This window comes from Leisingera sp. ABM4_103 (assembly GCF_056158685.1).
In genome coordinates, this window is record NZ_JBSWTU010000005.1 from 3,305,627 (window position 1) to 3,330,544 (window position 24,918).

The 24,918-nt window shown below is 61.3% G+C and carries 21 protein-coding genes, 1 tRNA gene and 1 pseudogene; 9 read left to right on the forward strand and 14 right to left on the reverse strand.

Annotated features, from left to right (window positions below; genetic code table 11):
• Positions 1–84: 84 nt before the first annotated feature.
• The 3 genes from rpmA to ACXAED_RS18035 all read right to left on the reverse strand — a co-directional run bounded on the left by rpmA (position 85) and on the right by ACXAED_RS18035 (position 1,973).
• A complete protein-coding gene (gene rpmA, locus ACXAED_RS18025; RefSeq protein WP_222475790.1) occupies positions 85–354 on the reverse strand; it encodes a 50S ribosomal protein L27 in 270 nt (89 codons plus the stop codon).
• 11 nt (positions 355–365) lie between these two features.
• Positions 366–920 carry a 50S ribosomal protein L21 gene (rplU, locus tag ACXAED_RS18030; protein ID WP_475052022.1) on the reverse strand — a complete coding sequence of 185 codons (555 nt, stop codon included), beginning with the start codon at positions 918–920 and terminating at the stop codon, positions 366–368.
• Between the two features lie 201 nt (positions 921–1,121).
• Positions 1,122–1,973, reverse strand: a complete 852-nt coding sequence (locus ACXAED_RS18035) for a DUF2059 domain-containing protein (RefSeq protein WP_475052025.1) — start codon at positions 1,971–1,973, stop codon at positions 1,122–1,124.
• Between the two features lie 119 nt (positions 1,974–2,092).
• Between ACXAED_RS18035 and ACXAED_RS18040 the strand changes: the two genes are divergently transcribed.
• Positions 2,093–2,182: transfer RNA gene (locus ACXAED_RS18040), tRNA-Ser, on the forward strand.
• Positions 2,183–2,387: 205 nt separating this feature from the next.
• Here the strand turns inward: ACXAED_RS18040 and ACXAED_RS18045 are convergent.
• From ACXAED_RS18045 to ACXAED_RS18055, 3 genes and pseudogenes are all read right to left on the reverse strand, one after another.
• Positions 2,388–3,448: pseudogene (locus tag ACXAED_RS18045) on the reverse strand (methyltetrahydrofolate cobalamin methyltransferase).
• A gap of 9 nt (positions 3,449–3,457) precedes the next feature.
• Positions 3,458–4,384 (reverse strand): methylenetetrahydrofolate reductase, encoded by a 927-nt coding sequence (locus ACXAED_RS18050; protein ID WP_475052028.1) that lies wholly within the window; start codon positions 4,382–4,384, stop codon positions 3,458–3,460.
• A 27-nt stretch (positions 4,385–4,411) separates the two neighbouring features.
• Positions 4,412–4,708 (reverse strand): virulence factor, encoded by a 297-nt coding sequence (locus tag ACXAED_RS18055; protein WP_039182980.1) that lies wholly within the window; start codon positions 4,706–4,708, stop codon positions 4,412–4,414.
• 284 nt (positions 4,709–4,992) lie between these two features.
• Here ACXAED_RS18055 and ACXAED_RS18060 point away from each other — a divergent pair, with 284 nt between their 5' ends.
• Complete coding sequence (locus ACXAED_RS18060) at positions 4,993–6,105, forward strand: Ppx/GppA phosphatase family protein (protein ID WP_475052031.1); 1,113 nt, start codon at positions 4,993–4,995, stop codon at positions 6,103–6,105.
• Positions 6,106–6,182: 77 nt separating this feature from the next.
• Positions 6,183–6,899: an RlmE family RNA methyltransferase gene (locus ACXAED_RS18065; protein ID WP_027237657.1), complete on the forward strand. Its 717-nt coding sequence runs from the start codon at positions 6,183–6,185 to the stop codon at positions 6,897–6,899.
• A 6-nt stretch (positions 6,900–6,905) separates the two neighbouring features.
• Here the strand turns inward: ACXAED_RS18065 and ACXAED_RS18070 are convergent, their stop codons facing one another.
• Together ACXAED_RS18070 and ACXAED_RS18075 are read right to left on the reverse strand one after the other, a co-directional pair.
• Complete coding sequence (locus tag ACXAED_RS18070; RefSeq protein WP_475052033.1) at positions 6,906–7,094, reverse strand: hypothetical protein; 189 nt, start codon at positions 7,092–7,094, stop codon at positions 6,906–6,908.
• 129 nt (positions 7,095–7,223) lie between these two features.
• Complete coding sequence (locus ACXAED_RS18075) at positions 7,224–8,090, reverse strand: YihY/virulence factor BrkB family protein (RefSeq protein ID WP_475052034.1); 867 nt, start codon at positions 8,088–8,090, stop codon at positions 7,224–7,226.
• 145 nt (positions 8,091–8,235) lie between these two features.
• On the opposite strand from ACXAED_RS18075, the gene cls reads away from it, so the two are divergent.
• The gene (gene cls / locus ACXAED_RS18080) at positions 8,236–9,651 is read left to right on the forward strand and encodes a cardiolipin synthase (protein WP_475052037.1); all 1,416 of its coding nucleotides are present in this window, start codon (positions 8,236–8,238) and stop codon (positions 9,649–9,651) included.
• Here cls and ACXAED_RS18085 read toward each other — a convergent pair.
• Complete coding sequence (locus tag ACXAED_RS18085; RefSeq protein WP_475052038.1) at positions 9,648–10,097, reverse strand: ion channel; 450 nt, start codon at positions 10,095–10,097, stop codon at positions 9,648–9,650. The genes cls and ACXAED_RS18085 overlap by 4 nt on opposite strands.
• Before the next feature lie 194 nt (positions 10,098–10,291).
• Here ACXAED_RS18085 and ACXAED_RS18090 point away from each other — a divergent pair, with 194 nt between their 5' ends.
• From ACXAED_RS18090 to ACXAED_RS18100, 3 genes are read left to right on the forward strand one after another with little or no spacing between them, the layout of a single operon-like run.
• Positions 10,292–10,948 (forward strand): ABC transporter ATP-binding protein, encoded by a 657-nt coding sequence (locus ACXAED_RS18090; RefSeq protein ID WP_475052040.1) that lies wholly within the window; start codon positions 10,292–10,294, stop codon positions 10,946–10,948.
• Positions 10,945–13,362: an FtsX-like permease family protein gene (locus ACXAED_RS18095; protein ID WP_475052042.1), complete on the forward strand. Its 2,418-nt coding sequence runs from the start codon at positions 10,945–10,947 to the stop codon at positions 13,360–13,362. The genes ACXAED_RS18090 and ACXAED_RS18095 overlap by 4 nt, the downstream gene beginning before the upstream one ends.
• Entirely contained in the window at positions 13,352–14,401 is a 1,050-nt protein-coding gene (locus ACXAED_RS18100; RefSeq protein WP_475052044.1) for a lipocalin-like domain-containing protein, read from the forward strand. Before ACXAED_RS18095 ends, ACXAED_RS18100 begins: the two co-directional genes overlap by 11 nt.
• Positions 14,402–14,428: 27 nt before the next feature.
• On the opposite strand, the gene ACXAED_RS18105 is transcribed toward ACXAED_RS18100, so the two are convergent.
• From ACXAED_RS18105 to ACXAED_RS18115, 3 genes are all read right to left on the reverse strand, one after another.
• Positions 14,429–14,860, reverse strand: coding sequence for a universal stress protein (locus tag ACXAED_RS18105; protein WP_475052047.1), 432 nt, complete (start codon positions 14,858–14,860; stop codon positions 14,429–14,431).
• Positions 14,857–17,466, reverse strand: coding sequence for a TRAP transporter permease (locus tag ACXAED_RS18110; RefSeq protein ID WP_475052048.1), 2,610 nt, complete (start codon positions 17,464–17,466; stop codon positions 14,857–14,859). The genes ACXAED_RS18105 and ACXAED_RS18110 overlap by 4 nt, the downstream gene beginning before the upstream one ends.
• 109 nt (positions 17,467–17,575) lie before the next feature.
• Positions 17,576–18,541, reverse strand: coding sequence for a TAXI family TRAP transporter solute-binding subunit (locus ACXAED_RS18115; protein ID WP_475052051.1), 966 nt, complete (start codon positions 18,539–18,541; stop codon positions 17,576–17,578).
• A 244-nt stretch (positions 18,542–18,785) separates the two neighbouring features.
• On the opposite strand from ACXAED_RS18115, the gene ACXAED_RS18120 reads away from it, so the two are divergent.
• Positions 18,786–19,259, forward strand: a complete 474-nt coding sequence (locus ACXAED_RS18120; RefSeq protein ID WP_475052053.1) for a hypothetical protein — start codon at positions 18,786–18,788, stop codon at positions 19,257–19,259.
• Positions 19,260–19,327: 68 nt separating this feature from the next.
• Here the strand turns inward: ACXAED_RS18120 and ACXAED_RS18125 are convergent, their stop codons facing one another.
• Both ACXAED_RS18125 and ACXAED_RS18130 read right to left on the reverse strand, forming a co-directional pair.
• Positions 19,328–22,453, reverse strand: coding sequence for an efflux RND transporter permease subunit (locus ACXAED_RS18125; protein ID WP_475052054.1), 3,126 nt, complete (start codon positions 22,451–22,453; stop codon positions 19,328–19,330).
• Between the two features lie 3 nt (positions 22,454–22,456).
• Positions 22,457–23,605 carry an efflux RND transporter periplasmic adaptor subunit gene (locus tag ACXAED_RS18130; RefSeq protein ID WP_475052056.1) on the reverse strand — a complete coding sequence of 383 codons (1,149 nt, stop codon included), beginning with the start codon at positions 23,603–23,605 and terminating at the stop codon, positions 22,457–22,459.
• 361 nt (positions 23,606–23,966) lie between these two features.
• Between ACXAED_RS18130 and ypfJ the strand changes: the two genes are divergently transcribed.
• A complete protein-coding gene (gene ypfJ / locus ACXAED_RS18135) occupies positions 23,967–24,812 on the forward strand; it encodes a KPN_02809 family neutral zinc metallopeptidase (RefSeq protein WP_475052057.1) in 846 nt (281 codons plus the stop codon).
• Positions 24,813–24,918: the final 106 nt, after the last annotated feature.

Sequence of the window (24,918 nt, forward strand, 5' to 3'; positions counted from 1 at the left end):
TCATTCACTCGTATACTCAAAACAGAAAGGGGGACCGGCCTTGTAGCCGATCCCCCTAAAGATTTCTTTACCCTTCGGGTCGGCTTACTCAGCGGCCTCCGCCACTGGGAGAACCGATACAAAGGTGCGGCCTTTCAGGCCTTTGCGGAAGCTTACAGCACCGTCAGCAGTGGCGAACAGAGTGTGATCCTTGCCAATGCCCACGCCTTCGCCCGGCCAAAACTTGGTGCCGCGCTGACGCACGATGATGTTGCCTGCGATGGCCGCCTGGCCACCGTAGAGTTTCACGCCAAGGCGGCGACCGGCAGAGTCGCGGCCGTTACGGGAGGAACCGCCAGCTTTTTTATGTGCCATTCTCTCTCTCCTTAGCCTTTGGCCAGCTCTTTGGCCTGCTCAACCCACTCGGGCTTCACTTTGATTGCTTCGATACCAGCAATGTCGTCTTCGGACAAGGCTGCGATCTGGGCAAAGCTGGTGAGGCCTGCTTCTGCCAGTTTCTTGGCAGCTGCGGGGCCGACGCCGGTCAGCTGGGTCAGGTCGTCCGATGCAGCAGCGTCAGCAGCAGGAGCGGCTTTGGCAGCAGCTTTCGGAGCGGATTTGGTTGCACCCGATGCCAGGATCTCGGTGATCCGGACCAGGGTCAGTTTCTGACGGTGGCCTTTGGTGCGCTTGGAGGAGTGCTTCCGGCGGCGCTTCACAAAGTTGATCAGCTTTTCGCCTTTGATCTGGTCGATCACTTCTGCCTTCACGGCAGCGCCTTCCACCAGCGGAGCGCCCACAACGGGTGCGTCGCCGCCAAGCATCAGAACTTCGTCGAACTGGATGGTGTCGCCAGCATCTGCAGCAAGTTTTTCAACGCGGAGCACGTCGCCCGCCTGAACCTTGTACTGCTTGCCGCCAGTCTTGAGGACCGCAAACATGTGCGTCTTTCCTTTTCTTACCGCGTCCTACGGCCCCCTCGCGGGCGTTCCGGCTGATGCCGCCTCGAACAGCGCGCCCCTGTGCGGGGCGGATTACAAGTGAATCCCGGCGCGCGGATTCCGGGCCGGGATGCGGGCTTATGCTTCGGAATGCCGGGGCTGTCAACTGTTTTCCACAGGTTGTATCAGCGGCTTGCCGGGTCAGATATCCTGCCCCGGTGTCAGCTCAGCCATGCGGTGCGCCAGTTCCTCGAAGCGGTTGGCGGTGATTTCATACTGCACCGCATTCAACAGCTCGTAAACCCGCTGCATCGGCGCCTCTTCCAGCGCCTCGACGTAAGCCTCGACCTCTGCGTCGGTGAATTCCTGATAGGTATAGGCAGAGGCCGCTAGGCTGGAGGCCTGCAGACTGAGGCGCAAGTCGCTCTCCTGCTCCTTCATCAGCGCCCGTAAGCCATCGGCGTCCAGCTCCAGTTCAATCACGCCGGCCGCAGCGGCCGCCATCAGAAAGCGGAACTGGATCTGCTGAAGCGCCCGCACGCCGGTGCCGGCCGCATCAATGGCTGATCCCATCCGCTGGTACATGGCGACGCGCTCGCTGCCCTCCTTGACCAGACCGGAAATGATCCGGTTGCCGGCCAGCTGCTTTACCTCTTCATCCTCCACCATATGTGAGGCGTTCTCCGCCCGCACCAGCCGCTTGCCTAGATCGCTGGCGTAAAAGGCCGCAGCGTGATCCAGCGCCTCGTCATCCAGCGTGTTTTCCAAGATTTCCACGGCCTGTCCGCGCATTTCCCGGGTGTCAAAAACGTCCTCGGACAATTTGGTCCACTGGCTGCCGAAGGCTCCTGTGTCGACACCCAGCATTTCCGGCGCGCTGGAGGCGGACAGTGCGATGCTGTCGAGCGCCACATCAAATCCGGTCACTTCCAGAAACGCCTCAACCCGCTCCCGGTCGGCTGCCAGCGCCGGCAGCGGAACGGCGGCAATGGCGAAACACAGCACGGCGAGAAAACGCATAAGCACGGCGGGGGTCGGAGCGATCATCTGCATAGGGCAAATCTAGGCAAAAACCTTTGGCTGGCAACGGATTTCCGGCTTTTTTTGTCAAAGGCGCATTTCGCCCCTTGCGCCGGTCCGGAATCAACATTAAACCGCGCCTCACCCCCCGCGGAGAGGTGCCGGAGTGGTCGAACGGGGCGGTCTCGAAAACCGTTGTGGGTGCAAGCCCACCCAGGGTTCGAATCCCTGTCTCTCCGCCACTTTCCCTTACAGACCGCTTCCCACAAATGCTGCACGGCCTTCGTCAGACTGACGAGCCGCCTATTGGGATAGCCGTTTGGCATCCTTTTCAGCTACTTCAACGGTTTGCAGTTACTCCCGGAAAGAAACCCGTGCAAATTCCTGATTGGAAACGAAAAAGGCCGGACACTACTGCCCGGCCCCTTGCATCCCAGATTGCGCGGATCAGGCGCGGCGGCGACGTCCGCCGGCGCGGCCGCCACGGCCGCGGCCTTCTTCGCCTTCGGCTGCCGGCGGCTTGTTGAACTTGATCCACTCACCGCCATGCGGGTCGTTGTTGGTCAGGAAGTTGGCGGCACGGATGGCCTCCATTTCCTTACCGGCGCGCGGCTTGGTGGAGCCCAGGCCAAACATGGTGACGAATGCCTCATCGTCCATGCCTTCCGGCAGGATGATGCCCGCGGCTTCGACCGCAGCTTTCTTCTCGGCAATCGCCTTTTGGGTCACCGGCAGCGCCACCGGGTTCATGATCGCAGAGGTCATGCCCGCGCCCATTGCCATCGGCAGGAAGGCGTTGTTGATGCCGTGGCGGTTCGGCAGGCCGAAGGAGATGTTGGACGCACCGCAGGTGGTGTTCACGCCCAGCTCTTCACGCAGGCGGCGGACCAGTGCGAACACCTGCAGGCCAGCGGTTGCCATGGCGCCAACCGGCATCACCAGCGGGTCAACCACGATGTCATGCGCCGGAATGCCGAAATCGGCTGCGCGCTCAACGATCTTCTTGGCAACGGCAAAACGCACATCGGGGTCTTCCGAAATGCCGGTATCGTCGTTGGAAATTGCCACGACCGGAACGTTGTACTTTTTGACCAGCGGCAGGATCTGCTCCAAGCGCTCTTCTTCGCCGGTGACAGAGTTCAGCAGCGGGCGGCCTTCGCAAACTTCCAGGCCGGCTTCCAGAGCGCCGGGAACCGAAGAGTTGATGCACAGCGGCACATCGACCAGCCCCTGCACCAGCTCGACGATTTTCTTCATCAGCGGCGGCTCGGTCTCGTTCGGGTTCGGGTTGGAGTTATAGACCACGCCCGCATTGATATCGAGAACGGTTGCACCGGCCAGCACCTGTGCCACGGCGTCCTTCTCGACGGTGGAGAAATCGCCGGCTTCCAGCTCGGCCGCCAGCTTCTTGCGGCCGGTCGGGTTGATGCGCTCACCGATCACGCAGAACGGCTCATCAAAGCCCAGGACCGCGGTTTTTGTTTTTGATTTACGACTGTACGGGTCATGGTTGATCCTTAGGAGTTGACCGGCTTCGCCGAGGCGCCGCCGTTGTTGATGGCCCAGGTGGCATTGGTCTTGATGCCGCCCAGCGGGAAGAAGTGGACGTTAGTGATTTTGAAGTCCGGGTTTTCCGCCTTGTAAGCGGCCAGTTCGGCAACGACATCGGTCGGCTCGTAGGGCAGCAGCAGCTTGGACACGTCCATCGCGCGTTTCTGCAGCACCTTCAGCGACGGGCCAACGCCGCAAGCGATGGCGAATTTGATCAGCGTCTGCAGCTTGGCCGGACCGGCGATGCCGATGTGGATCGGCAGATCGACGCCTGCGGCCTTGAGACCGTTTGCCCATTCGATGATCGGCTTGGCCTCGAAAGCGAATTGTGTGGCCAGCGCCATCTTGGCATCGGTGCGCTCGGAGAATTTCTGTTTCCACTGAAGCGCATCGGAGACGTTCTTGGTAGAACCGTCCGGGTCGATATCCTTGTTGCCTTCCGGGTGGCCGGCAACGTGCAGGTTGGTGAAGCCCGCCTTGTCGAACAGGCCTGTCTCCAGCAGCTGCATGGAGCTGTGGAAGTCTCCGTGCGGCTTGGCTACGCCGCCTGCCAGCATCAGCGCCTGCTTGACGTCTGCCTCGCCCTGGTAGCGGGCGATCCAGTCGGCCAGAGTGGCCTCATCCTTGATGATCCGCGCCGGGAAGTGCGGCATCACCGGGTAACCTTCGGCATTCAGGCGCTTCGCAGTGGCGACCATGTCCTCGATCGGGGTGCCTTCGATATGCGCGATGTAGACACGGGTGCCGGCCGGCAGCAGGTCGCGGAAATCGGCGACTTTTTCAGCCGTGCGCGGCATGACTTCGATCGAGTAGTCCTGCAGGAAGGCCTCGACCTGCGGGTTGACGGTCTGGGCGGCGCCCGTGTCACGTTTTTTAAAGTTCAGCAAAGCCATCACGGCCTCCCAAGAGTGGTCTGCGGGTCATGCCCATCCGTCATTTGCAATCAGGGCCTTCAGGCGATCCTGATCATACTCAGTCTCCAGGCGTTTGGCCTCGGCTTCGGCGACATCAGCTGCCTCGCCTTCGGCTGAAAACGGGGCTGCCTTGCGCCACTCGGCGAGATAGGCGTCCGCGTCCTTGGCGTTCACCTTCATGGCCGCACGGTCAATGGCCTGCTCGAACCGCTCTTCGAGCTGACGCTTGGCGCCGCGGCGGCCTTTGCCAACGATGACCTGCGCAGGGATATCGCGCCAGTAAACGATCGTAACGTCGGGCATGCCCTGATTTCCTCCTAGCCTGGATAGACCACGTTCTAGAGCGGCGGCGCTCGGCAAGTTGGTCGAATTTCGACAACACGATGGGATTGAGCGACGTTTTACTGCCGCGACCCTAGCTTTGTGCACTTTCGAATGCCACAGGCGGTTTTCGCCAAAATATTCATGTGGATTATGAAGAACCCGCTAGACGGCGGAAATTGCTCTGCTTCTGGCGGCCAGAGCTTGCACCGCCGCGGCTGCGCACCTATTGTCATTCTTAACACGATAATCGGAGGGCGTGAATCATGGCGCCCAGGCGCTCGAAAGGTGCGGGCGCGTTTCCCAAGGCGGTTGAAACCCCTGCACCGGCCCGTCCCGATCCTGATGCGCTCTACGCCGCTTTGGATTTGGGAACAAATAGTTGCCGCATGCTGATCGCCCAGCCCAAGGGCAGCGGTATCCATGTGGTGGACAGCTTCTCCAAGTCGGTGCAATTGGGCGCCGGGCTGGAGCGGACTGGACGGCTGTCGCGGTCATCCATGGCGCGCACCATACAGGCGCTGCGGATTTGTCAGCAAAAACTCAAGCGCAACAGAGTCCGGCGGATGCGGCTGGTCGCGACTGAGGCCTGCCGCCGGGCGAAGAACGCCCGCGACTTTATCCGCCAGGTCAAGCGCGAGACCGGGCTGACGCTGGAAATCATCCAGCCGGAGGAAGAGGCACGGCTCGCCGTGATTTCCTGTGCGCCGCTGGTCTCCACGAAAACGGAGCAGCTGCTGGTGGTCGATATCGGCGGCGGCTCGACCGAACTGGTGTGGATCGACATCTCCTCAGTGCCGCGGCGCGACCGGCCCTCTGCTATCATGCGGCTTCACAACGGGTTCCACTCGACCGAGAGCCCCTTCCCCGCAGCGAAGGTCGTTGACTGGATTTCGGTGCCGCTGGGAGTCGCCACTTTACGCGATCAGTTCAACGATGTGGAGGATGATGCCGCCCGCTTTGCGCTGATGAGCTGGTTCTTCGAGGAGAACCTGGCCGACTTTGCCCCCTACAAGGATGAGCAAGCGCGCGAAGGCTTCCAGATCGTCGGGACCTCCGGAACGGTCACAACCGTTGCGGCGTCGCATCTGGGGCTCAAGCGGTACGACCGCACAAAGGTCGACGGATTGCGGATGACCAGCGATCAGATTGACAAGGTGATCCGGGGTTATCTAGAACTCGGCCCTCAGGGCCGCCGCCGCGACCCCCGCATCGGCGAGGACCGGCAAGCGCTGATCATGTCCGGATCCGCAATCCTGCAGGCGCTGCTGCGCTGCTGGCCGACCGACCGGCTGTCGGTTGCGGACCGCGGCCTGCGCGAGGGCCTGCTCTATGCGCAGATGAGTGCGGATGGCGTTCTGGAGGACGGCCCCTACTAGGCGGGGCCGGAAAAATTGGATTTTTCCGGGCCGGAATTTTTGTAAAATTCCGGGCTCCGGCGCAAATGGTGGCGGAAATGGCTAAGACACCGACAGGTAAAAATACATCCGGTCGCGGACAGCGCGACCTGAAGGTCAAGGTAAAGTCGGCACGCGGCCGCAAGCTCAGTTCCACCCGCTGGCTGCAGCGGCAGTTGAACGACCCTTATGTGAAACGCGCCCAGGCTGAGGGCTATCGCGGTCGAGCCGCCTATAAGATCATGGAGCTGGACGACAAATTCCGGTTCCTCGTCAATGGTGCCCGTGTTGTCGACCTGGGCTGCGCGCCGGGCGGTTGGGCCCAGGTTGCGGTGAAGCGCATCAATGCGCTGGGGGAGAAACCAGGAAAGGCCGTGGGCCGCATCATCGGAATCGACTTACAGGAAGTGGAGCCGCTGGCCGGGGCCGAGTTCCATCAGCTCGACTTCATGGACGACGGCGCCGACGACAAGGTCAAGGAATGGCTGGGTGGCAAGGCGGATGTGGTGATGTCGGACATGGCGGCGGCCAGTTCCGGCCACAAGCAGACCGACCACTTGCGGATCATTTCGCTGTGCGAAACCGCGGCCTATTTCGCCTTTGACGTATTGGAAGAGGGCGGCACTTTTGTTGCCAAGGTGCTGGCCGGCGGCGCCGAAGGCGAGCTTCAGAAGCTGCTGAAGCAGAAGTTCACCAAGGTGATGAATATGAAGCCGCCCTCCTCCCGTTCGGACAGCTCCGAGAAATTTGTGGTTGCCACAGGGTTCCGCGGCTGAGCGGCCTCAGACTGGCCGGTTGTGCGGAGTTGTCAGCGACCGGCTTGCGAGGGTGCGCAACAGGATTGCCTCCTCGCCGTCGTCATCGGTCAGCCGCGAAACACGCAGCTTGCGGGTGACATGGCTGGCCATTTCCCGCTGGCGCATCAGTTCGAACAAGCGCATGCGGCGCAGTTTGTTTTGCAGTTTTGTCATAGTGCCCCCTTCTGGCCGCGCTTCATACTTGCAGGTTTAAAGGGACTTTAAGCCGCAAACTGGGCTCAATTGTGGCAAAGGCGCCTTATTGTTGCGAAGCCGGAAACAGTTGCAGAAAAACCGCAACGGTCAGATCCGCCCCATCCCGTTGGCCATATCGATCAGCGCTCCATTGAACTCTGCTCCCAAAATCAAAATCACGGAGTTCAGATAGAGAAAGATCATTGCCGCCATCGCCCCGGCGAGGCCAGCGTAGGTGGCGGAGTATTGAGCAAACGAGCTGACATAGATTGCAAAGCCGCTGCCGCAGGCCAGCCACAGCAACAATGTCAGTACCGCGCCCGGCAGGATCCGCCGCAGCCGGTGCACCCGGCCCGGCAGCAGAATGTGAAAGGCCAGCACCGCGCCGACCGGCAGCGCCAGGGCCAGAATACCGCTCAGCCCCTGTTCCCAGCCTTGCGGCACGCTGGCAAAGGGGAGCAACTTGGTGATGTGGCGAACATACAGCGGCAGGAATACCTCGAAAAATGCCACCGCGAGGATGCCCACTCCGCCCATGATCACCAGCCCGATGCACAATGCGCGCGCGCGCCAGAACGGCCTGGTATCAGTGTCATGATAGGCCTGCACCATGGCCACCCTCACCGCATCGACTCCATTGGACGCAAAATAGAGCGCGAACAGCCCGCCCAGGGTGACCAGCTGCGTGTTTGAGGTGCTCAGAACCGCCTTCAGTTCGGTCAGGATCGGCCGGGCCACGGCGTCCGGCCAGACGCTGAAAACCTGCTCGGTCATGAGGTCCATTTCCACCTCTTGCGACAGCATCTCAGCGACAGTGCCCGCCAGCGCAACCGTGAACAGAACAAATGGAAACAGCGCCAGCATCATCGACATCGCGATATGGCTGCTCATGACCCAGCCGTTCTTCCGGTCGAACCGGCGGGCGGCGGTCAATAACGCTGCGGGCCAGCGGCTCAGAGGGGGCAGGATCGGCATGGTTGCAAGGTTCCACAGACACCGGCAAATATCCAGTAGCAATGGCCCTTTATGCGGTTTTACCGTTGCGTGTAGCATAACCGCCTATGGTGTGCAGACAGTGCGCATACTAGGTAGAAACAAAGGGCCAAAGCAGGGCTGCAGAATGTTCTGGTTTATTTTCAGCACGGGAGCGATTGCCGCAACTTGGACGGCGGCCGGACTGGCCGCTTTGAGCGCGGCCCGGACGGCCCGCACCCCGCAGGGGGCGATCGGCTGGGTAGTGTTCCTGCTGGCTGCGCCCGTTATCGCCCTGCCCGCTTACATGATCTTTGGCCATCACAGGTTCAAAAGCTACTGGAACGCCCGCCGCCGCGCGGAGCAGGCAGTGATTGCCACCCGGAACTACACCACCGCCCATTCAGAGGACGCGCAGGAACTGCCGGTCAACACCAGCCCGTTCGAAGCGATTGCTGGCATGAATGTATGCCGCGGCAACGGCATGACACTGCTGATCGACGGCCAGGAAACGTTCAACGCCATCTTTGAAGCGATTGAAAACGCTCAGGAATACATCCTTGTGCAGTATTACATCCTGCACGCGGACGACCTTGGGCTCGCGCTGCAAAGACGGCTGGTCGCCGCGGCAGAGCGCGGAGTGACCATTTGGCTGATGACTGACAGCATCGGCAGCCGCAAGCTGCCGCGCGCTTACACAAGCGCGCTCGAGGATGCCGGTGTTAATCTGATTGACCCGGCGGTGCAGCGGGGGCCGTGGCACCGGCTGCGGATCAATTTCCGCAATCACCGGAAAACCGTCATCGTGGATGGGCGCATCGGTTTTACCGGCGGTTTGAACGTAGGCGACGAATACATGGGGCTGGACCCCGCATTTGGTCCGTGGCGTGACACGCATGTGCGCCTCACCGGTCCCGTGGTTCAGCAGCTTCAGCTTTCGTTTGCCGAGGATTGGCACTGGCGCACCCAAGAGCCGGTTCTCGACTTGCTGAACTGGGAGGCTGCCGCTTCACCACAGGACCGTCCAGCCCTGATTGCTTCCACCGGACCTGGCGACACCACAGGCAACGGCTCCATGCTGTATTTCTCTGCCATTTCTGCGGCGAAGGAGAAGGTGTGGCTGGCCTCGCCCTATTTCGTTCCCGATCAGGATGTCTTTGCTGCCTTGAAACACGCGGCCTTGCGCGGGCTTGATGTCCGGATCCTGCTGCCGGAAACCGCTGACCACGTGCTGCCGTGGCTTGCAGCCTTCGCCTATTTTGACGAGTTGCGCGACGCTGGCGTGCGCATATTGCGTTATCAGGGCGGTTTCATGCATCAGAAGTGTTTTGTCATTGATGATACGATCTCTGGCGTCGGCACCGCCAACCTCGACAACCGCTCTTTCCGGCTGAACTTTGAAACCATGGCGCTGTTCTTTGATCACCAGTCTGCCGGTGAAGTCTCGGAAATGCTGAGCAACGATTTCAGGCGCGCAACCGAACTCAGCCTGTCGCTGGAGCAGCAAAAGCTTAGCATCCGGCTGCTGGCCCCGGTGGCGCGTCTGCTGGCTCCGGTGCTCTAATCTCTGCCGTCATATGACTGGCCATTAAGAGAAAAAAGCCGACCCATGGCACTGACCAGAAAGGCGGTACTGATGCCGAAACCGAACAGCCCCGTTACGGCAGCAAAGGCAGCAAAGATCCGCAGTGCCGGCCCTAGCACCACATCGCCATAGCCCAGCGTGGTATAGGTCGCGAGCGAGAAATAAACCGAGGTGTTCCAATCCTCGATTGCACCAACCAGGACAAATGCTGAGGACCAGATCCAAACCTGCGCTGTGTGGCCGCCGAGAATGATGAAGATCGCCGCCACGAGCATCAGGCCGATCTGCCACCGCCGGTAGGGTTTGGAAAACCGGGACGACAGCTTGTTCAGCACCGACGCGCACCAGACCAGAACCAAAATCTCCAGGATCAGGCAGACGCTCAGATAGATCGAGCCCCAAAGCAACTGGTTCCACAGTGTCATTCCGGCCCTCGTATCCGTTGGTTGCTCAGCCTTTCCTGGCGGCCTGATTGGCTTCTGTTCCTAAACACTTGCATCAGGAACCGCTAGTGCCCTGGGCCGCAGCCCTGCCTTTGTGCCGCACTGGACTTCCAAGGGCCAGAGGTATTGAGTGCATTGGCAGCAATGGACGGCCAAACGCCGGAGGATGCCACAGGATGGTTCTGAAAATCCGCAACGTGACCAAGGCTTATCCCGGCCAAACCGCGGAAACCGCGGTACTGCGCGGTGTCTCCCTGGATCTGCCGGCGGGAACCAGCCTGGCCCTGACGGGTGACAGCGGTTCCGGCAAAAGCACCCTGCTGCACTTGGCCGGGGCTCTGGACCATTTCGACAGCGGCGAGATCGAGATTGGCGCGACGCGTCTTTCCGGCCTTGGAGATTACCAGCGCGCGGCGCTTCGCAGGCAAGATGTTGCTCTAGTTTTTCAGCAGTTTAATCTGATCCCTTCACTCACCGTCCGGCAGAATATCTCGTTGCACGCGCGGCTTGGCGGGCGCTGGGACGCGATTTGGGGCCAGCAGCTGGCAGATCGCCTCGGCCTGTCCGCGCTGCTGAACCGCTATCCGGAGCAGCTCTCCGGCGGGCAGCAGCAACGTGTCGCAATCGGGCGTGCTCTTGCCTTGCGTCCTAAGCTGCTGCTGGCGGACGAGCCGACCGGAAACTTGGATGAGACCGCCAGCGCAGCGGTAATGGAGCTGATGCTGGAGCTAGTCCGGGAAAGCGGTGCCGCGCTGTTTCTCGTCACTCATTCCGCGGCCATCGCACAGATGCTGGACCGACAGCTGCACCTCAAGCACGGCAAGGCCGCATGATCCGCGCCGCGCTGGCAGCGATCCTGTCCCACTGGCGGCGCCACCCGCTGCAGCTGGCGACACTGATAATCGGGCTGGCTCTGGCCACAGGTCTGTGGTCGGCGGTTCAGGCGATCAATGGCGAAGCGCGGGCCAGCTATGCACGGGCAGCGGAGCAGCTGGGCACCGCCGGGGCAGACCGGCTGGTGCCAGACAGCGGCAGCGTTGCGCTGCGCCAGTATGCTGATCTGCGCCGCGCGGGTTGGAGCCTCGCGCCGGTGCTGGAGGGAACTGTCAGGTTCGGGCGGCAAAGCTTTGATATCATGGGCATTGATCTGCTTAGTCATCCGCTGGTAGCGGACCTGGCAACGGCTGCAGAACAGGACGGCGCGCTGCCATTGGACGCATTGCTTCCGCCGGGCCGGGTCTTTGCGCACCCTGTTACAGCGGCGGAACTTGCAGCCGCACAACAGAAACACCCGGTCACCCCGACGGACGCGCTGCCGCGCGGTATATTGGTCGCCGACCTGAGCCTTGCCAGCCGCCTGCTGAAGCAACCGGATACATTGAGTTACCTGCTGGTGCTGCCGAACCAGGTTCCGGGCTTGGTTCCTCTGACTGAGCTCGCCCGGAACCTGTCCCGCGTTACCGCCCAAACCGCAGCGTCTGATACGGCACGGCTGACAGACAGTTTTCACCTCAACCTGACTGCCTTCGGCTTACTGTCCTTTGCGGTCGGTCTGTTCATAGTTCAGGGCACCATAACGCTCAGCCTGGAGCAGCGCCGAGGCTTGATCAGGACGCTGCGAGGGCTGGGTGTGCCGATGCAGGTGCTGGCCGGACTTTTTGCCGCGGAACTGGCGGTTGTTGCTTTGATCGCGGGCGCAGCGGGACTTGCAGGCGGCTATCTGATTGCGGCGGCCCTGCTGCCGGACGTCAATGCCACGCTGGCCGGGCTGTACGGCGCACCAGTCGACGGCAGCCTGTCCTTGCGGCCGGGCTGGGTTCTGTCCGGGCTCGCCATGGCGCTTGGCGGCACATTCCTCGCGGGGGCCAAGGCGCTTTTTGATATGTGGCGAATGCCGCTTCTGGCGGCACCAGCAACCCGCGCCCGCGGACAGCAGGCCGCCCGGTCGCATCTGCTGTCTACCGGCGCAGGCGCTGCCTGCATTTTGGCAGGGTTCGCCACTCTTATGAGCTTCCAAGGACTTGTTGCCGGTTTCTTCTTCCTCGGTGGCCTGATGCTGGGCGCTGCGCTTGTTCTGCCGTTGCTGATTGCCGTTGGCCTCCGGCTGGGCGCGCGGCTGGCCCGGCGCCCCTATGCGGAATGGCTTTGGGCCGACACGCGTGCGCAACTGCCGGGCATGTCGCTTGCCCTGATGGCGCTTCTGCTGGCACTGGCGACTAATATCGGCGTCGGAACAATGGTTTCCAGCTTCAGGCTCACCTTTTTGGGCTGGCTGGACCAGCGCCTGTCTGCTGAAGTCTATGTGACCGCTGCAACAGACGCTCAAGGCGCGGAGCTTGCCCGCTGGCTTGAGGAGCAAGGCATCACTGTCCTGCCCATTCGCCGCAACGATCTTCGTTTCAAGGGGGCGCCGCTGCGGATCTATGGCGTGGTGGACGATGCGACCTACCGGGAGAACTGGCCGCTGCTGGAGGCGCTGCCGAAAGTTTGGGACCGGCTGGCTGCCGGAGAGGCAGTACTGGTCAATGAGCAGCTTGCCCGCCGTCATGACCTGGCACCTGGCGGGAGGATCAAGCTGGAGCCCGGATGGGAGCTAACCATCGCCGGGGTCTATTCCGACTACGGCAACCCTAACGGCCAAGCCATTGTCGCACTGGACCAGCTGCTTGCCCGCACGCCCGGTGTTCCGAACCGGCAATTTGGCCTGCGTCTGCCGCCTGCGGAGGTTCCACAGCTCATCAGAAAAGTCCGGGAACAGTATGAAATACCAAGGGAAAACATAATTGATCAGGCGAGTCTCAAGGCGCGGTCGCTGGCAGTGTTCGACCGTACATTCGTCATAACCGCAGCGCTCAACCTGCTGACACTCGGGGTTGCCGCCTTTGCCATGCTGACCAGCCTGCTGACCTTGTGGAGCCAGCGCCTGCCGCAGTTGGCGCCGGTCTGGGCGATGGGTCTCAGCCGCCGCCAGCTGGCCGCAACAGAGGTTCTGCGCAGTCTCCTGCTTGCCGCGATCACCGCGGTGCTGTCACTGCCGCTGGGGCTGATCCTGGCCTGGGCATTGCTTTCGGTGATCAACGTCGAAGCTTTTGGCTGGAAGCTGCCCATGCATGTTTTCCCGGCTGACTGGCTGCGGCTGTTCCTGCTGGCGCTGCTGGCTGCCGTGGTAGCCGCCGCCCTGCCCGCGCGTCGGCTCAGCCGGCTGGATCCGGCCGAACTGCTCAAGGTGTTTGCCAATGAACGCTAGAACTGTCTTCGCGCTTGTTTTCGCTGGTTGGGCCTCACCCGCGCTGCCGCAAGGCTACGCCGGGTTGGGCACTGAGGCTGAAGGATTTGCCATTCCGCAGCGCGGCCACCGGCTGACTTTCCCTGACGATCACGGCCCTCACCCTGATTTTCGAATTGAGTGGTGGTACTTGACCGCAAATCTTGAAGGCGCAGATGGCCGGGATTACGGCATCCAGTGGACGCTGTTCCGCTCGGCTCTGGCTCCAGGCGAAGGCATCGGCTGGCAGAGCCCGCAAATCTGGATGGCCCATGCGGCGGTGACCGGGCCGGATCAGCACCTGTTTGCCGAACGCATTGCCCGCGGCGGTATCGGCCAGGCAGGGGTAACAACGGAGCCATTTGCGGCCTGGATCGACAACTGGCAAATGTCATCCACCGGAAAATCTCTTGATAACCTGACGCTTACGGCCTCGGGTGAAACCTTCTCCTATGATCTTCAGCTCACCGCGGACGGTCCTTTGGTGCATCATGGGGAGGATGGCTACTCCGTGAAGTCTGCCAGTGGTCAGGCGAGCTATTACTACTCCCAGCCGCATTACCAGGTCACTGGAACAGTGGCGCTTCCGGACGGTGCGGTTGAGGTCACGGGCCATGGTTGGCTCGACAGGGAATGGTCCAGCCAACCGCTGGCTGCGGATCAAAGCGGCTGGGACTGGTTTTCGCTCAGCTTTGAGAGTGGTGCCAAACTGATGGGATTTGTCCTGCGGGGAGAAAGCGGCGACTTTACCTCCGGCACCTGGATTGCCGCCGATGGGACGGCTGAGCCGCTGGAACCGGGGGCCTTTCAGGCCGAGGCGCTGGAATCCAGCGACGTGCAGGGGCGCAGCATCCCGACGCGCTGGAACGCGCGCCTGCCGGAGAAAGGTGTTTCCGTGGAAGTCCAGGCCCTTAATCCGCAAAGCTGGATGGGCACTTCGTTTTCGTATTGGGAGGGGCCGGTTTCTGTCACCGGCAGCCACACAGGCAAGGGATACCTGGAGATGACCGGCTACGAATAAGGGCGCCCGAAGGCGCCCCTAAACTGATCAGCGAACCACAAAGACCGAACAATCCGAGTGCCGGATCACCCGGGCCGCATTAGGCCCGAGCAGGTAGTCCTTCAAGTCCGGCTTATGCGCGCCGATCACGATCAGCCCGCTGCCGGCGGTTTCGGCCACTTTCAGGATCTCCTGATAGGCCGTGCCGGTGGCGACCAGGTGGCGCACCTTGGCATTGCGCTCTTCGCCCAGCACTTTGCTGCACAGCTCCTGCAACCGCTTTGTGGCGTCCTCTACGGCCTTCTCGTGGTGGTGCTCTTCGAAAAAGCCGGACACCCAGGTTTCGCCAAAGTTCGGCAGGACGTTGACGACATCAAGCTGGGCGCCGTCAAGGTCCGCCAGCCGGGCGGCCTCAGTCAGGACCTTCTCGTCCAAGGCACGGTCGCTCAGTTCCAGGGCACAAAGAACGGGTTTGCTCATGCCGGTACTCCTTCCTGTTCACCTGCACGTCCGCGCTGCAGAAACGCAATCAGCGCCACCAGCAGCAGCGCCGGGATGAAGATCAGCTCCTTGGGCAACTGACTGGCCGGGGCCTGGATGGCGACGATCTGCACTGGTTCGTCGGCGTAGAAGTCAAAGCTCTCCAGATTCGGAGCAGCCGGAGTGCCGAACATCGGTTCCTCCAGTTTCACAGCGCCGTCCTCTTCCAGCAGCAGCAGCCCGTAGGCATCCACCGCCTGCTGGCCGCCGGTGCCGTCCGCCGTCACGATCATCGTAGTGCTCTTGATTTCGGACGTATCGAAATCGGGGCCTTCCACAGTGATCCGCAGCTCAGCACCCGGCTCCGCTTCATCCAGTGCCTGTACCAGCTGCGCTGGCGGGACTTGGGCAAAGGGCGGCATAACGCGGTCCATGAAGAAGTCCGGCCGGAACAGCGCAAAGGCTGCAAAGATCAGCAGGATGCTTTCATAGATCCGGTTGCGGCTGACGAAGTAGCCCATGGTGCCCGCGGTGAAGACCAAAATGGCGATGGTGGCTGATATGGCGACAAGGACCCCCTGTATCCAGTTAACATCGATCAGCAGAAGATCGGTGTTGAAGATGAACACGAACGGCAGCGCCACAGTCCGAAGGCTGTAGAAGAAGGCGGTGAACCCGGTGCGGATTGCATCGCCGCCCGAAACAGCCGCCGCCGCAAAGCTGGCAAGCCCCACCGGCGGCGTCACATCGGCCATAATTCCGAAGTAAAACACAAACAGATGCACAGCAATCAGCGGCACGATCAGGCCGGACTGAGCGCCCAGCTCGACCACGACACCGGCCATCAGCGAGCTGACGACGATGTAATTTGCCGTGGTCGGCAGCCCCATGCCCAGAACCAGGGACAAAAGGCCAACCATCACAAGCATCAGGATCAGGTTGCCGCCCGAGATGAACTCAACCAGCTCAGACATCACCTGCCCTACGCCGGTCAGGGTCACGGTGCCGACGATCACGCCCGCGGTCGCCGTCGCCAGCGCGATCCCGATCATGTTGCGCGCTCCGTCAATCAGCCCGTTCCAAAGATCTCCGACACCTTCCATGAAAGCATTGGCCATATCACTTTGACCCCGGAAAATCGCTTTGAGCGGTTTCTGGGTCAGCAGGATCACAAACAGCAGCGCGGTGGCCCAGAAGGCGGACAGGCCGGGCGACTTCTGCTCGATCATCAGGAAGTAGACCAGCACGATGATCGGCAGCAGGTAATGCAAACCCGCCTTGTAGATCTCTGCCACCACCGGCAGCTCGACCTCTTCGGCGTTGGGATCATCCGGTACCAGGTCTTCAACGCCGGCGGCCAGCCACAGAAGTGCGATATAGGCGGCCACCACCAGTGCTGACAGCGTGAGCCCGGAGGCACCCGGCATTGCCGCGACGATCCACTTCACTGGATACTGCACGCCATAGCAAAGGGCTGCAAAGCCGGCAAAGAACAGCGCCATGCCGCCAATGGTGCGGCCCATGGACACCACGCGGTTGCCCAGCGTCGGCATGTTCCGCTTCACCGCCTCCAGATGCACGATGTAGACCAGCGCGATGTAGGAAATCGCGGCGGGCAGGAAGGCGTGGGTGATCACCTCGACATAGGAGATGCCGACGTATTCCACCATCAGGAAGGCCGCAGCCCCCATCACTGGCGGCATGATCTGCCCATTCACGGAGGAGGCCACTTCGACCGAACCGGCCTGCTCAGATGTAAAGCCCACACGCTTCATCAGCGGGATGGTGAAGGTACCAGTGGTGACCACGTTGGCGATGGAGGAGCCGGAGATCAGACCGGTTGCCGCAGAGCCGACAACCGCCGCCTTTGCAGGTCCGCCGCGCAGGTGGCCGAGCGCGCCAAACGCCATCTTGATAAAGTAGTTGCCGGCGCCCGCCTTATCCAGCAGCGCACCAAACAGCACAAAGAGGAAGACAAACTTGGTGGAGACACCCAGAGCAATGCCGAACACGCCCTCAGACGTGATCCACATGTGGCTCATCGCTTTTTTTAGGCTCGCGCCCTTCCACCGGATGACTTCGGGCACCCATTCAGAGGAGCCGAAGAAGACATAGAGCAGGAAAATCGCCGCAATGATTGCCATCGCCGGACCCAGCGCACGGCGGGCGGCCTCAAACAGCAAAAGCAGGCCCGCGAGCGCGAACCATTTGTCTATATCATCGGCAAGTCCGCCGGAGTCGACGATTTTCTGATAAAAGATATAGCCATACAGCGCGATGCCGGTGCCCGCGATGGCAAAGATCCAGTCCTGGACCGGAACATAACCGCGGGGGCTAGATTTCAATGCAGGATAAGCGGCGTAGGCCAGGAAGATGGCAAACGCCAGATGGATTTGCCGCGAATTATTGATCACGCTGCCAGGCAGCAGCTGATTGGCCAGTGGCGAGGCCAGAATGACTTGAAAAACCGACCAGATGACTGCGACAATCGCCAGGAATAGCCCCACGCTTCCCACCGGGTTGCGGGCGCCTGCGTCGGAGGACGCGACAAGTTCCTGCAGCTCTTCTTCGCTGAGCGGTCGATTTCCCTGAGCATCGGATGTCATGGATAATCTCCCCTAGGGCCGGCGCAGTGCGGCTCGGCCTCAAATTTCCTCCCCCGACCAGGGGGCAGAAACGGGGCGCTGATGCGCCCCGCCCCAATTCTCTGGCTGATTACTCGATCCAGCCTTTTTCCTTGTAGTACTTGGCTGCGCCGGGATGCAGCGGAGCCGACAGGCCGTCCGCGATCATCTCTTCCGGCTTCAGGTTCGCGAATGCCGGGTGCAGCTTCTGGAACGCCTCGAAGTTTTCGAAGACCGAGCTGACGACCGCGTAAACCGCATCTTCAGACACGTCTGCCGAGGTCACGAAGGTCGCGCCCACACCAAAGGTGCTCACGTCCTCGTCAGTACCGCGGTACATGCCGCCGGGGATGGTGGCGGTGCGGTAGAAAGAGTTGTCGCCAACCAGTTTCTCAACCGCTTCGCCATCGACGGTGACCAGAACCGAGTCACAGGCAGTGGTGGCTTCCTGGATGGAGCCGGACGGGTGGCCGACGGTGTAGATCATCGCGTCGATCTGGTTGTCGCACAGCGCCGCCGACTGCTCTGCCGCCTTCAGCTCGGTCGCCAGGGCGAAATCTTCCATGCCCCAGCCCTTGGCTTCCATCAGCACTTCCATGGTGCCGCGCTGGCCGGAGCCCGGGTTGCCAATGTTGACGCGCTTACCCTTGAGGTCGTCAAAGGTGGAGATGCCGGCGTCAGCGCGGGCCACCACGGTGAACGGTTCCGGATGCACCGAGAACACGGCGCGCAGGCCTTCAAACGGGCCCGCTTCCTCAAACTTGGAGGAGCCGTTGTAGGCGTGGTACTGCCAGTCCGACTGGGCCACGCCGAATTGCAGCTCGCCCTCGCGGATGGTGTTGATGTTGTAGACCGAGCCGCCGGTGGATTCGACGGCGCATTTGAAGCCATGCTCCTTGCGGCCCTTGTTCACCAGACGGCAAATGGCACCGCCGGTCGGGTAATACACGCCGGTCACGCCGCCAGTGCCGATGGTGATGAATTCCTGCGCAGATGCTGCCGGAGCCATAAAGGCCGCGGTCACCAAAGCACCGATCGCCAGCTTGGTGTGTTTCATGATCAAGTCTCTCCCACTTGTCTTATGATTTGCAGCCCGGCCCGGAAATTAGCGAAAGCGGTATTATGCTCCACGCACGGCCAGAGAATTTGGCCCCCAAGCTAGGCAAGTGCGGATTTTTTTGCACGTCCACAAAGGTTTCACCGGGACCCGCCCAAGTCAAGGGTGCTATCTATTGACGCACCCCCGAAATCCGCATTTTTTCTCTGTCATGACGACAGTTAGGTAAATTTCCCCGTCCGCTTTGGAAGGTTTCGCGGTACCGGCAGGCAAAGAATTTAATTGCAAGGGGAATCTGCAGCCGGGCAATTCTTGCATTGCGGAAAAAGCGCTTGGGCTACTGCCTGCGGGGCTGTGCCCAACACAGCTTTTTATGCTGATTTGCGGGCGGCAGAGAATTGCCCTGGTGACAAATGAGGCGGATGGCGCTAACAAGCGTCACACAAAAATTGATCCGCGGTTCAAGAACCGAAACTGCGGGCACAAAGACAGGGAGCTTGCGGCAATGCTGCTGAGCCAGGTGATTCAAGACAACCCGTCATTGACGGATTTCTGGGCATTGGAACGCTGCGTTTCCGCCGAAGCCCGCAAGATCCCGCCGGAGGCCAGCGCGCCCCTGACATGTGATGTGGAGCCGGAGTTTCGCTGCACACCGCGCAAATGGGACATGATCCTTGCGGCGGCCCACAATCGCGGCCTGCGGGCGCGTCAAGCCTGATTTCAATTCAGCCAGCACCCTGGGGGAAATTGACCCCGCCAGCCTGATGGCCCGCGGGGTCAGTACGTTTACTCTGCCGGTCTTGCCTCAGGCGTGCCTTTGACGCGTTCGCGCATGGCCTGCATCATCGCATACAGCACCGGTACAACAATCACCCCGACCACCGTCGCTGCCAGCATCCCACCAAAGACGGCAATACCTATCGCACGCTGGCTGGCGGCCCCAGCGCCAGAGGCGAGCATCAGCGGCACGACCCCCAGCAAGAAGGACAGCGCCGTCATCATCACGGCGCGGAACCGCTGCTTTGCGGCCTCTTGCGCGGCCTCGCGGATGCTCAGGCCAGCCGCGCGCTGCTCCATCGCAAATTCGACGATGAGGATCGCGTTCTTTGACGCCAGGCCGATCAGCATGATCATCCCGATCTGGGTGTAGAGGTTGATGTCATTGCCTGCGATAGCCACCGCCGCGACAGCGCCGAACAACGCAACGATAACGGACAGCAGGATTGCCACCGGCATAGTCCAGCTTTCGTACTGCGCCACAAGGAACAGGTAGCCGAACAGCACCGCCATCGCCAGGATCACCGTGACCAGCCCCGCCGAGTCCAGCTGCTGCTGCGCTGTGCCGGTCCACTCATAGGCGTACCCCGGCGGCAATGCCGTTGCGGCCTCTTCCTGCATCACCCGGATGGCATCGCCGGTCGAAAGCCCGGGCGCGGGCACTGCCGTCACAGTGGCAGAACGGAAGATATTGTGCCGCTTGAGCAGCACTGGCCCCAACACGTTCTCCACGTCGATCAGGGTCGACAGCGGCACCATCTCGCCGGACTGGGCCCGCACATAGAGGCCACCGATGTCCTCGATCTTGTCGCGATAGGTGCCCTCGGCCTGGAGCATCACCTTGTAGACGCGGCCAAACAGGTTGAAGTCGTTGACATAGTAAGAGCCCAGATGCGCCTGCATGGTCTGGAAGACCTCGGCGATCGGCACGTTCAGCGTCTTGGCCTTCTCCCGGTCCAGATCGACAAACACCTGCGGCACGTTGGCCCGGAAGGTGGTGTAGGACTGGGCGATCTCGGGCCGCTGGTTGGCGGAATAGACCAGTGAGCCGATCGACTGCGCCAGATCCTGCGGTGTGCCGCCTGCAGTCTGCTGCACCGCCATTTCAACACCCGCTGACATGCCAAGGCCGGAGATTGGCGGCGGGTTGAACGCGACAATGCTGGCTGCCGCCTCGGCGTTAGCGATGCCGTAGATCTGGCCGAGGATGGCGTTGGGTTGCAGTGCCTCGCTCTGCCGCTCGTCCCAAGGGGCCAGATTGGCAATGATCATCGCGCCATTTGCGCTGGCACCATTCAGCAGGCTGAAACCGTTGACCAGCACGGTGCCCTGAACGCCGGGGATCTGACGGATCTGCTCGTCAATCCTGCTTGTCACCGCCTCCGTGCGCCCCAAGGCAGCCGCATCAGGGAGCTGAACATCGACAAAAAGATAGCCGTTGTCTTCCGACGGCAGGAACCCCTTGGAGGTCGAGTTGAAAATGCCGCCTGCCCCGAGAGCAACAGCCGCGATGATTGCCAAACCGATCACCGGCAGCCGCAGCAGGCGCGTAACGATGCTCAGGTAGCCTCTGCGCACACCGCCGATCATGTTTTCAAACATTGCCAGCAGCCCCTTGGGCGGGCCAGAGCGGGGCTTAAGAACGATGGCGCAAAGCGCTGGCGACAGCGTTAGCGCGTTGATTGAGGAGATCACCACCGCAACCGAAATGGTCACGGCAAATTGGGAATACAGCTTGCCTGTGATCCCGGGCATGAAGGTGACCGGCACAAACACCGCCAGCAGCACCAGTGTGGTCGCGATAACCGGACCGGTGATCTGACCCATTGCCTTGCGGGTCGCCTCAGCCGGGGGCAGCCCCTCCTCGGCGATGATCCGCTCGACGTTCTCGACCACCACGATGGCATCATCGACCACGATACCGATCGCCAACACAAGCGCGAACAGTGAGATGGTGTTGAGCGACATGCCGAGCGCCAGAAGGAAGGCGAATGTGCCGATCAGCGACACCGGAATGGCCACGGCTGGAATGATGGTCGCCCGGAAAGAGCCCAGGAAAACGAACACCACCGAAATCACCAGTACAAAAGTCATCATCAGGGTGGAGATGACGTCATTCAGCGATTGCTCGACAAAATCCGTGGTGTTGAACGGGACGGAGTAGGACACGTCCTCAGGAAAGTCCTGCGACAGCCTCTCCATTTCCTCCAGTACCGCTTCCGACACTGCAAGCGCATTGGCGCCAGGAGCCTGGTAGACGGCCAGGATGGTGGCCGGCACGCCATCGTAAAAGCCCGACGCGCTGTAGTTGGAAGCCCCCAGTTCCACCCGCGCGATATCGCTTAGCCGCACGGTGCTGCCGCCATTGCCGGTTCGGATAACGATTTCCTCGAATTCGCTGACTTCGGTCAGCCGACCCTTGGACTTGATGGTGTACTGGAACACCTGGTCGCCGGGCACCGGCGGTGCGCCCACCTGCCCCGCCGAGACCTCGATATTCTGCTCGCGCACCGCGTTGATCACGTCGCCGGGTGAAATGCTCAGGCCTGCCATCTTGTTCGGGTCCAGCCAGACACGCATGGCGTATTCGAAGTTGGTCAGGATGTCGGCCTTGCCGACGCCAGCCACCCGCGCCAGCGCATCCTTGATGTTAATTGCGGCGTAGTTCGACAGGAACACGCTGTCATATGATCCGTTCGGCGAGGTGAGCGCGGCCACCAGCAGCATGTTGGACGAGCTTTTTTGTGTCACCACGCCATTGGCGGTAACCTCGGCCGGCAGTGCGGCGACCGCTTGCGCCACACGGTTCTGAACATTGACCGAGGCAATGTCCGGATCAGTGCCAACCTCAAAGGTAACAGACAATGAATAGCTGCCGTTGTCGGCAGAGGTGGAGGACATATAGAGCATCCCGTCCACCCCGTTGACCTGCGCCTCGATTGGCGCGGCGACGCTTTTTTCAACCGTTTCCGCATTGGCGCCAGGATAGCTGGCGGTCACGTTCACCACCGGAGGCGTGATTTCGGGGAACTGTGCCACGGGCAGCGCGAAATAGCCGATGACCCCCATGACGGTCAGCACCAGAGAGATCACGATCGCAAACTTGGGCCGCGAGATAAAGAGTGAGGAAAACATCGCTTACTCTCCAGCCTGCGCGGCTTGCACCGGATCCACCTCAACGCCGGGGCGGATTTTTTGCAGGCCCTGGACCACCACGGTTTCGCCCTGGGTCAGCCCGTCCAGAACCACGATGCCGGTCCCCTGCACGTCACCGGTCACGATGTAACGCTGCTGAACCTGGTTCTGATCATCTACGACCAATACAAACGGCCCCTGCTGATCGCGCTGGATCGCCGCCTGACTGATGATGATCCGGTCGATTGCCTCCTGCGACTGCAGGCCAACGGTCAGAAAAGCGCCGTCCAGGATCAAGCGGTGATCGTTTTCGAACTTCGCCCGTACGGTGACAGCCCCGGTGTCAGGGTCAACGCGATTGCCGGCAAAGGCGATCCGGCCCTTTTCCTCCAGCTCCTCTCCATTGGGGAGCACAACGAACACTTCCGGAGCGGTTTCGGTATTTGCACGGTCGCGGCCGTTGGCCTCAAGCTCCTGAAGGATTTCGACAAACTGTTTTTCATTCAGCGAGAAGGAAACATAGACCGGTGCCTCCCGAACGATATTGACCAAGGGCGAGCCGCTAGGGCTCACCACATCGCCAATGCTGACCTCGACCCGGCCGAGGCGGCCTGAAAACGGCGCGTTGACCTCCGTATAGCTCAGGTCCAGCTCCGCTTGCTGAATGGCAGCTTGGGCGGCACGCACCCCGGCCTCCGCCACCAGCTCATTGGCGCGGGCAGTGTCGCGGTCCGCTTCAGAGACCGATCCGCGCTCGAACAGTTCCTGTTTCCGGGCCAGATCCAGAGCGGCCAGTTCAAGGTTGGCCTCAGCCTGCGCCAGCTCGGCCCGGCGGCTTTCCAGCACCGCCTCATAGGCGCTGCGCTCGATGCGGAACAGCAGATCCCCCTGCTCCACTTCTGCGCCGTCTTCGACCAGCACCTCCTCCAGATAACCGCTGACGCGCGCCATGATGTCGGCCTTGTCAATCGCTTCGCCGCGGCCGATGAAGGTCGCAGTGTCCTTGATCGGCTTGATAGCAGCCTGCGCAACCGAAACTTTCGGCGCCGCGCCCTGCTGGGCGGTTACAGGCCCCGCAAGCATCAGACTTGCCGCTGCAATCATCGCAAGACCGGTGCCTCCGGACAGGCCTGCAGTCCTAAATCGTGCCATGCTGTGCCCCTTCGAATTTTGATTGTGAACTAGGAATTGATGCGCCGGCGGCTGTGATGGCCGTCGTTGCGGTAACGAAATTTACCCCATTCAATAATTTGCTAACCTTATCTGCAAGAGCCGTCTTGCACCTCACGCGCTTTCTCTCATCGCGTGGTCCAGCCGCGAGGGCTGCCCAAGCGGTTTCATCGGCGTGCAGCGCCGCACCATCTGCGGGAGTGGGGAACCGCATGCGGCGGCGAAGTGTTATCTAATCGGATGCCTGACCAGAAACCCGCCGGGGCGGGTCCGCTTGATAGCGGAGGGCCAACCGCTATTTGGTTCCACGAACGCAGGCAGGCCAGGATACCAGGAGGAAAGAATGCGTTGGAGAGGCCGCCGGGGAAGCCGCAATATCGAGGACCGCCGTGGCCGGAGGCTGTCGGGAAGAACCGCAGGGATCGGAGGCGCCGGTGCCATCCTGATCGTGGTCGTAGGGGCATTTCTGGGCGTCGACCTCACACCGCTCTTGCAAGGCACCGCACCGCAAAGCCGCCAATCCGCGCCAGTCACCGAAGCGGATCAGGCCGCCGCAGAGTTTGTCAGCGTGGCGCTGGCCGACACTGAAGACGTCTGGGCCGCGATCTTTGAACAGCAGCTTGGCCGTGCTTACGATCCAGCCGTGCTGGTTCTCTACAAGGGGGTGACGCAATCGCCCTGCGGCGGGGCCTCTGGCGCGACCGGCCCGTTCTATTGCCCCTTGGATGAGAAGGTCTATCTCGACACCGCATTCTTCACCACGCTCAGCCAGCGGCTTGGCGCGAGCGGCGATTTTGCGGCTGCCTATGTCGTCGCGCATGAGGTTGCGCATCATGTCCAAAATGAGCTTGGCATCCTGAGTCAGACCCAGCGCATCCGCGCCCAGGTCAGCGAGGTCGAATCCAACGCGATTTCCGTGCGCACCGAACTGCAGGCAGATTGCTTCTCCGGAATCTGGGCCCGCTATGCCCGGGATCAGCTGGGCACGCTGGAGCCCGGTGACATCGGCGAAGCGATGAATGCGGCTAAACAGATCGGCGATGACACGCTGCAGCGCAACGCGGGCCGGGTGCCGCAGCCGCATACTTTCTCGCACGGCACCAGCGCCCAGCGGCAGGCATGGTTTGCGCGGGGATATGAGACCGGGGATATCAGCGCCTGCGACACCTTCTCAGCCAATTCGCTTTGATCCGAAGGTTCCGGTTCATTGAATTCTCCTGGTGTTGGTGGTTGTCTAACCTCACGGGCGGCGCTAGGCCGGAGCCGGAAACCGGATCGATTCCGGCGCCGCGCTT

Bases quoted from the DNA above. Each gene is read 5' to 3' on its own strand.
- rpmA (WP_222475790.1), bottom strand. From the start codon at position 354: ATGGCACATAAAAAAGCTGGCGGTTCCTCCCGTAACGGCCGCGACTCT.
- rplU (WP_475052022.1), bottom strand. From the start codon at position 920: ATGTTTGCGGTCCTCAAGACTGGCGGCAAGCAGTACAAGGTTCAGGCG.
- ACXAED_RS18035 (WP_475052025.1), bottom strand. From the start codon at position 1,973: ATGCAGATGATCGCTCCGACCCCCGCCGTGCTTATGCGTTTTCTCGCC.
- ACXAED_RS18050 (WP_475052028.1), bottom strand. From the start codon at position 4,384: ATGGCTTTGCTGAACTTTAAAAAACGTGACACGGGCGCCGCCCAGACC.
- ACXAED_RS18055 (WP_039182980.1), bottom strand. From the start codon at position 4,708: ATGCCCGACGTTACGATCGTTTACTGGCGCGATATCCCTGCGCAGGTC.
- ACXAED_RS18060 (WP_475052031.1), top strand. From the start codon at position 4,993: ATGGCGCCCAGGCGCTCGAAAGGTGCGGGCGCGTTTCCCAAGGCGGTT.
- ACXAED_RS18065 (WP_027237657.1), top strand. From the start codon at position 6,183: ATGGCTAAGACACCGACAGGTAAAAATACATCCGGTCGCGGACAGCGC.
- ACXAED_RS18070 (WP_475052033.1), bottom strand. From the start codon at position 7,094: ATGACAAAACTGCAAAACAAACTGCGCCGCATGCGCTTGTTCGAACTG.
- ACXAED_RS18075 (WP_475052034.1), bottom strand. From the start codon at position 8,090: ATGCCGATCCTGCCCCCTCTGAGCCGCTGGCCCGCAGCGTTATTGACC.
- cls (WP_475052037.1), top strand. From the start codon at position 8,236: ATGTTCTGGTTTATTTTCAGCACGGGAGCGATTGCCGCAACTTGGACG.
- ACXAED_RS18085 (WP_475052038.1), bottom strand. From the start codon at position 10,097: ATGACACTGTGGAACCAGTTGCTTTGGGGCTCGATCTATCTGAGCGTC.
- ACXAED_RS18090 (WP_475052040.1), top strand. From the start codon at position 10,292: ATGGTTCTGAAAATCCGCAACGTGACCAAGGCTTATCCCGGCCAAACC.
- ACXAED_RS18095 (WP_475052042.1), top strand. From the start codon at position 10,945: ATGATCCGCGCCGCGCTGGCAGCGATCCTGTCCCACTGGCGGCGCCAC.
- ACXAED_RS18100 (WP_475052044.1), top strand. From the start codon at position 13,352: ATGAACGCTAGAACTGTCTTCGCGCTTGTTTTCGCTGGTTGGGCCTCA.
- ACXAED_RS18105 (WP_475052047.1), bottom strand. From the start codon at position 14,860: ATGAGCAAACCCGTTCTTTGTGCCCTGGAACTGAGCGACCGTGCCTTG.
- ACXAED_RS18110 (WP_475052048.1), bottom strand. From the start codon at position 17,466: ATGACATCCGATGCTCAGGGAAATCGACCGCTCAGCGAAGAAGAGCTG.
- ACXAED_RS18115 (WP_475052051.1), bottom strand. From the start codon at position 18,541: ATGAAACACACCAAGCTGGCGATCGGTGCTTTGGTGACCGCGGCCTTT.
- ACXAED_RS18125 (WP_475052054.1), bottom strand. From the start codon at position 22,453: ATGTTTTCCTCACTCTTTATCTCGCGGCCCAAGTTTGCGATCGTGATC.
- ACXAED_RS18130 (WP_475052056.1), bottom strand. From the start codon at position 23,605: ATGGCACGATTTAGGACTGCAGGCCTGTCCGGAGGCACCGGTCTTGCG.
- ypfJ (WP_475052057.1), top strand. From the start codon at position 23,967: ATGCGTTGGAGAGGCCGCCGGGGAAGCCGCAATATCGAGGACCGCCGT.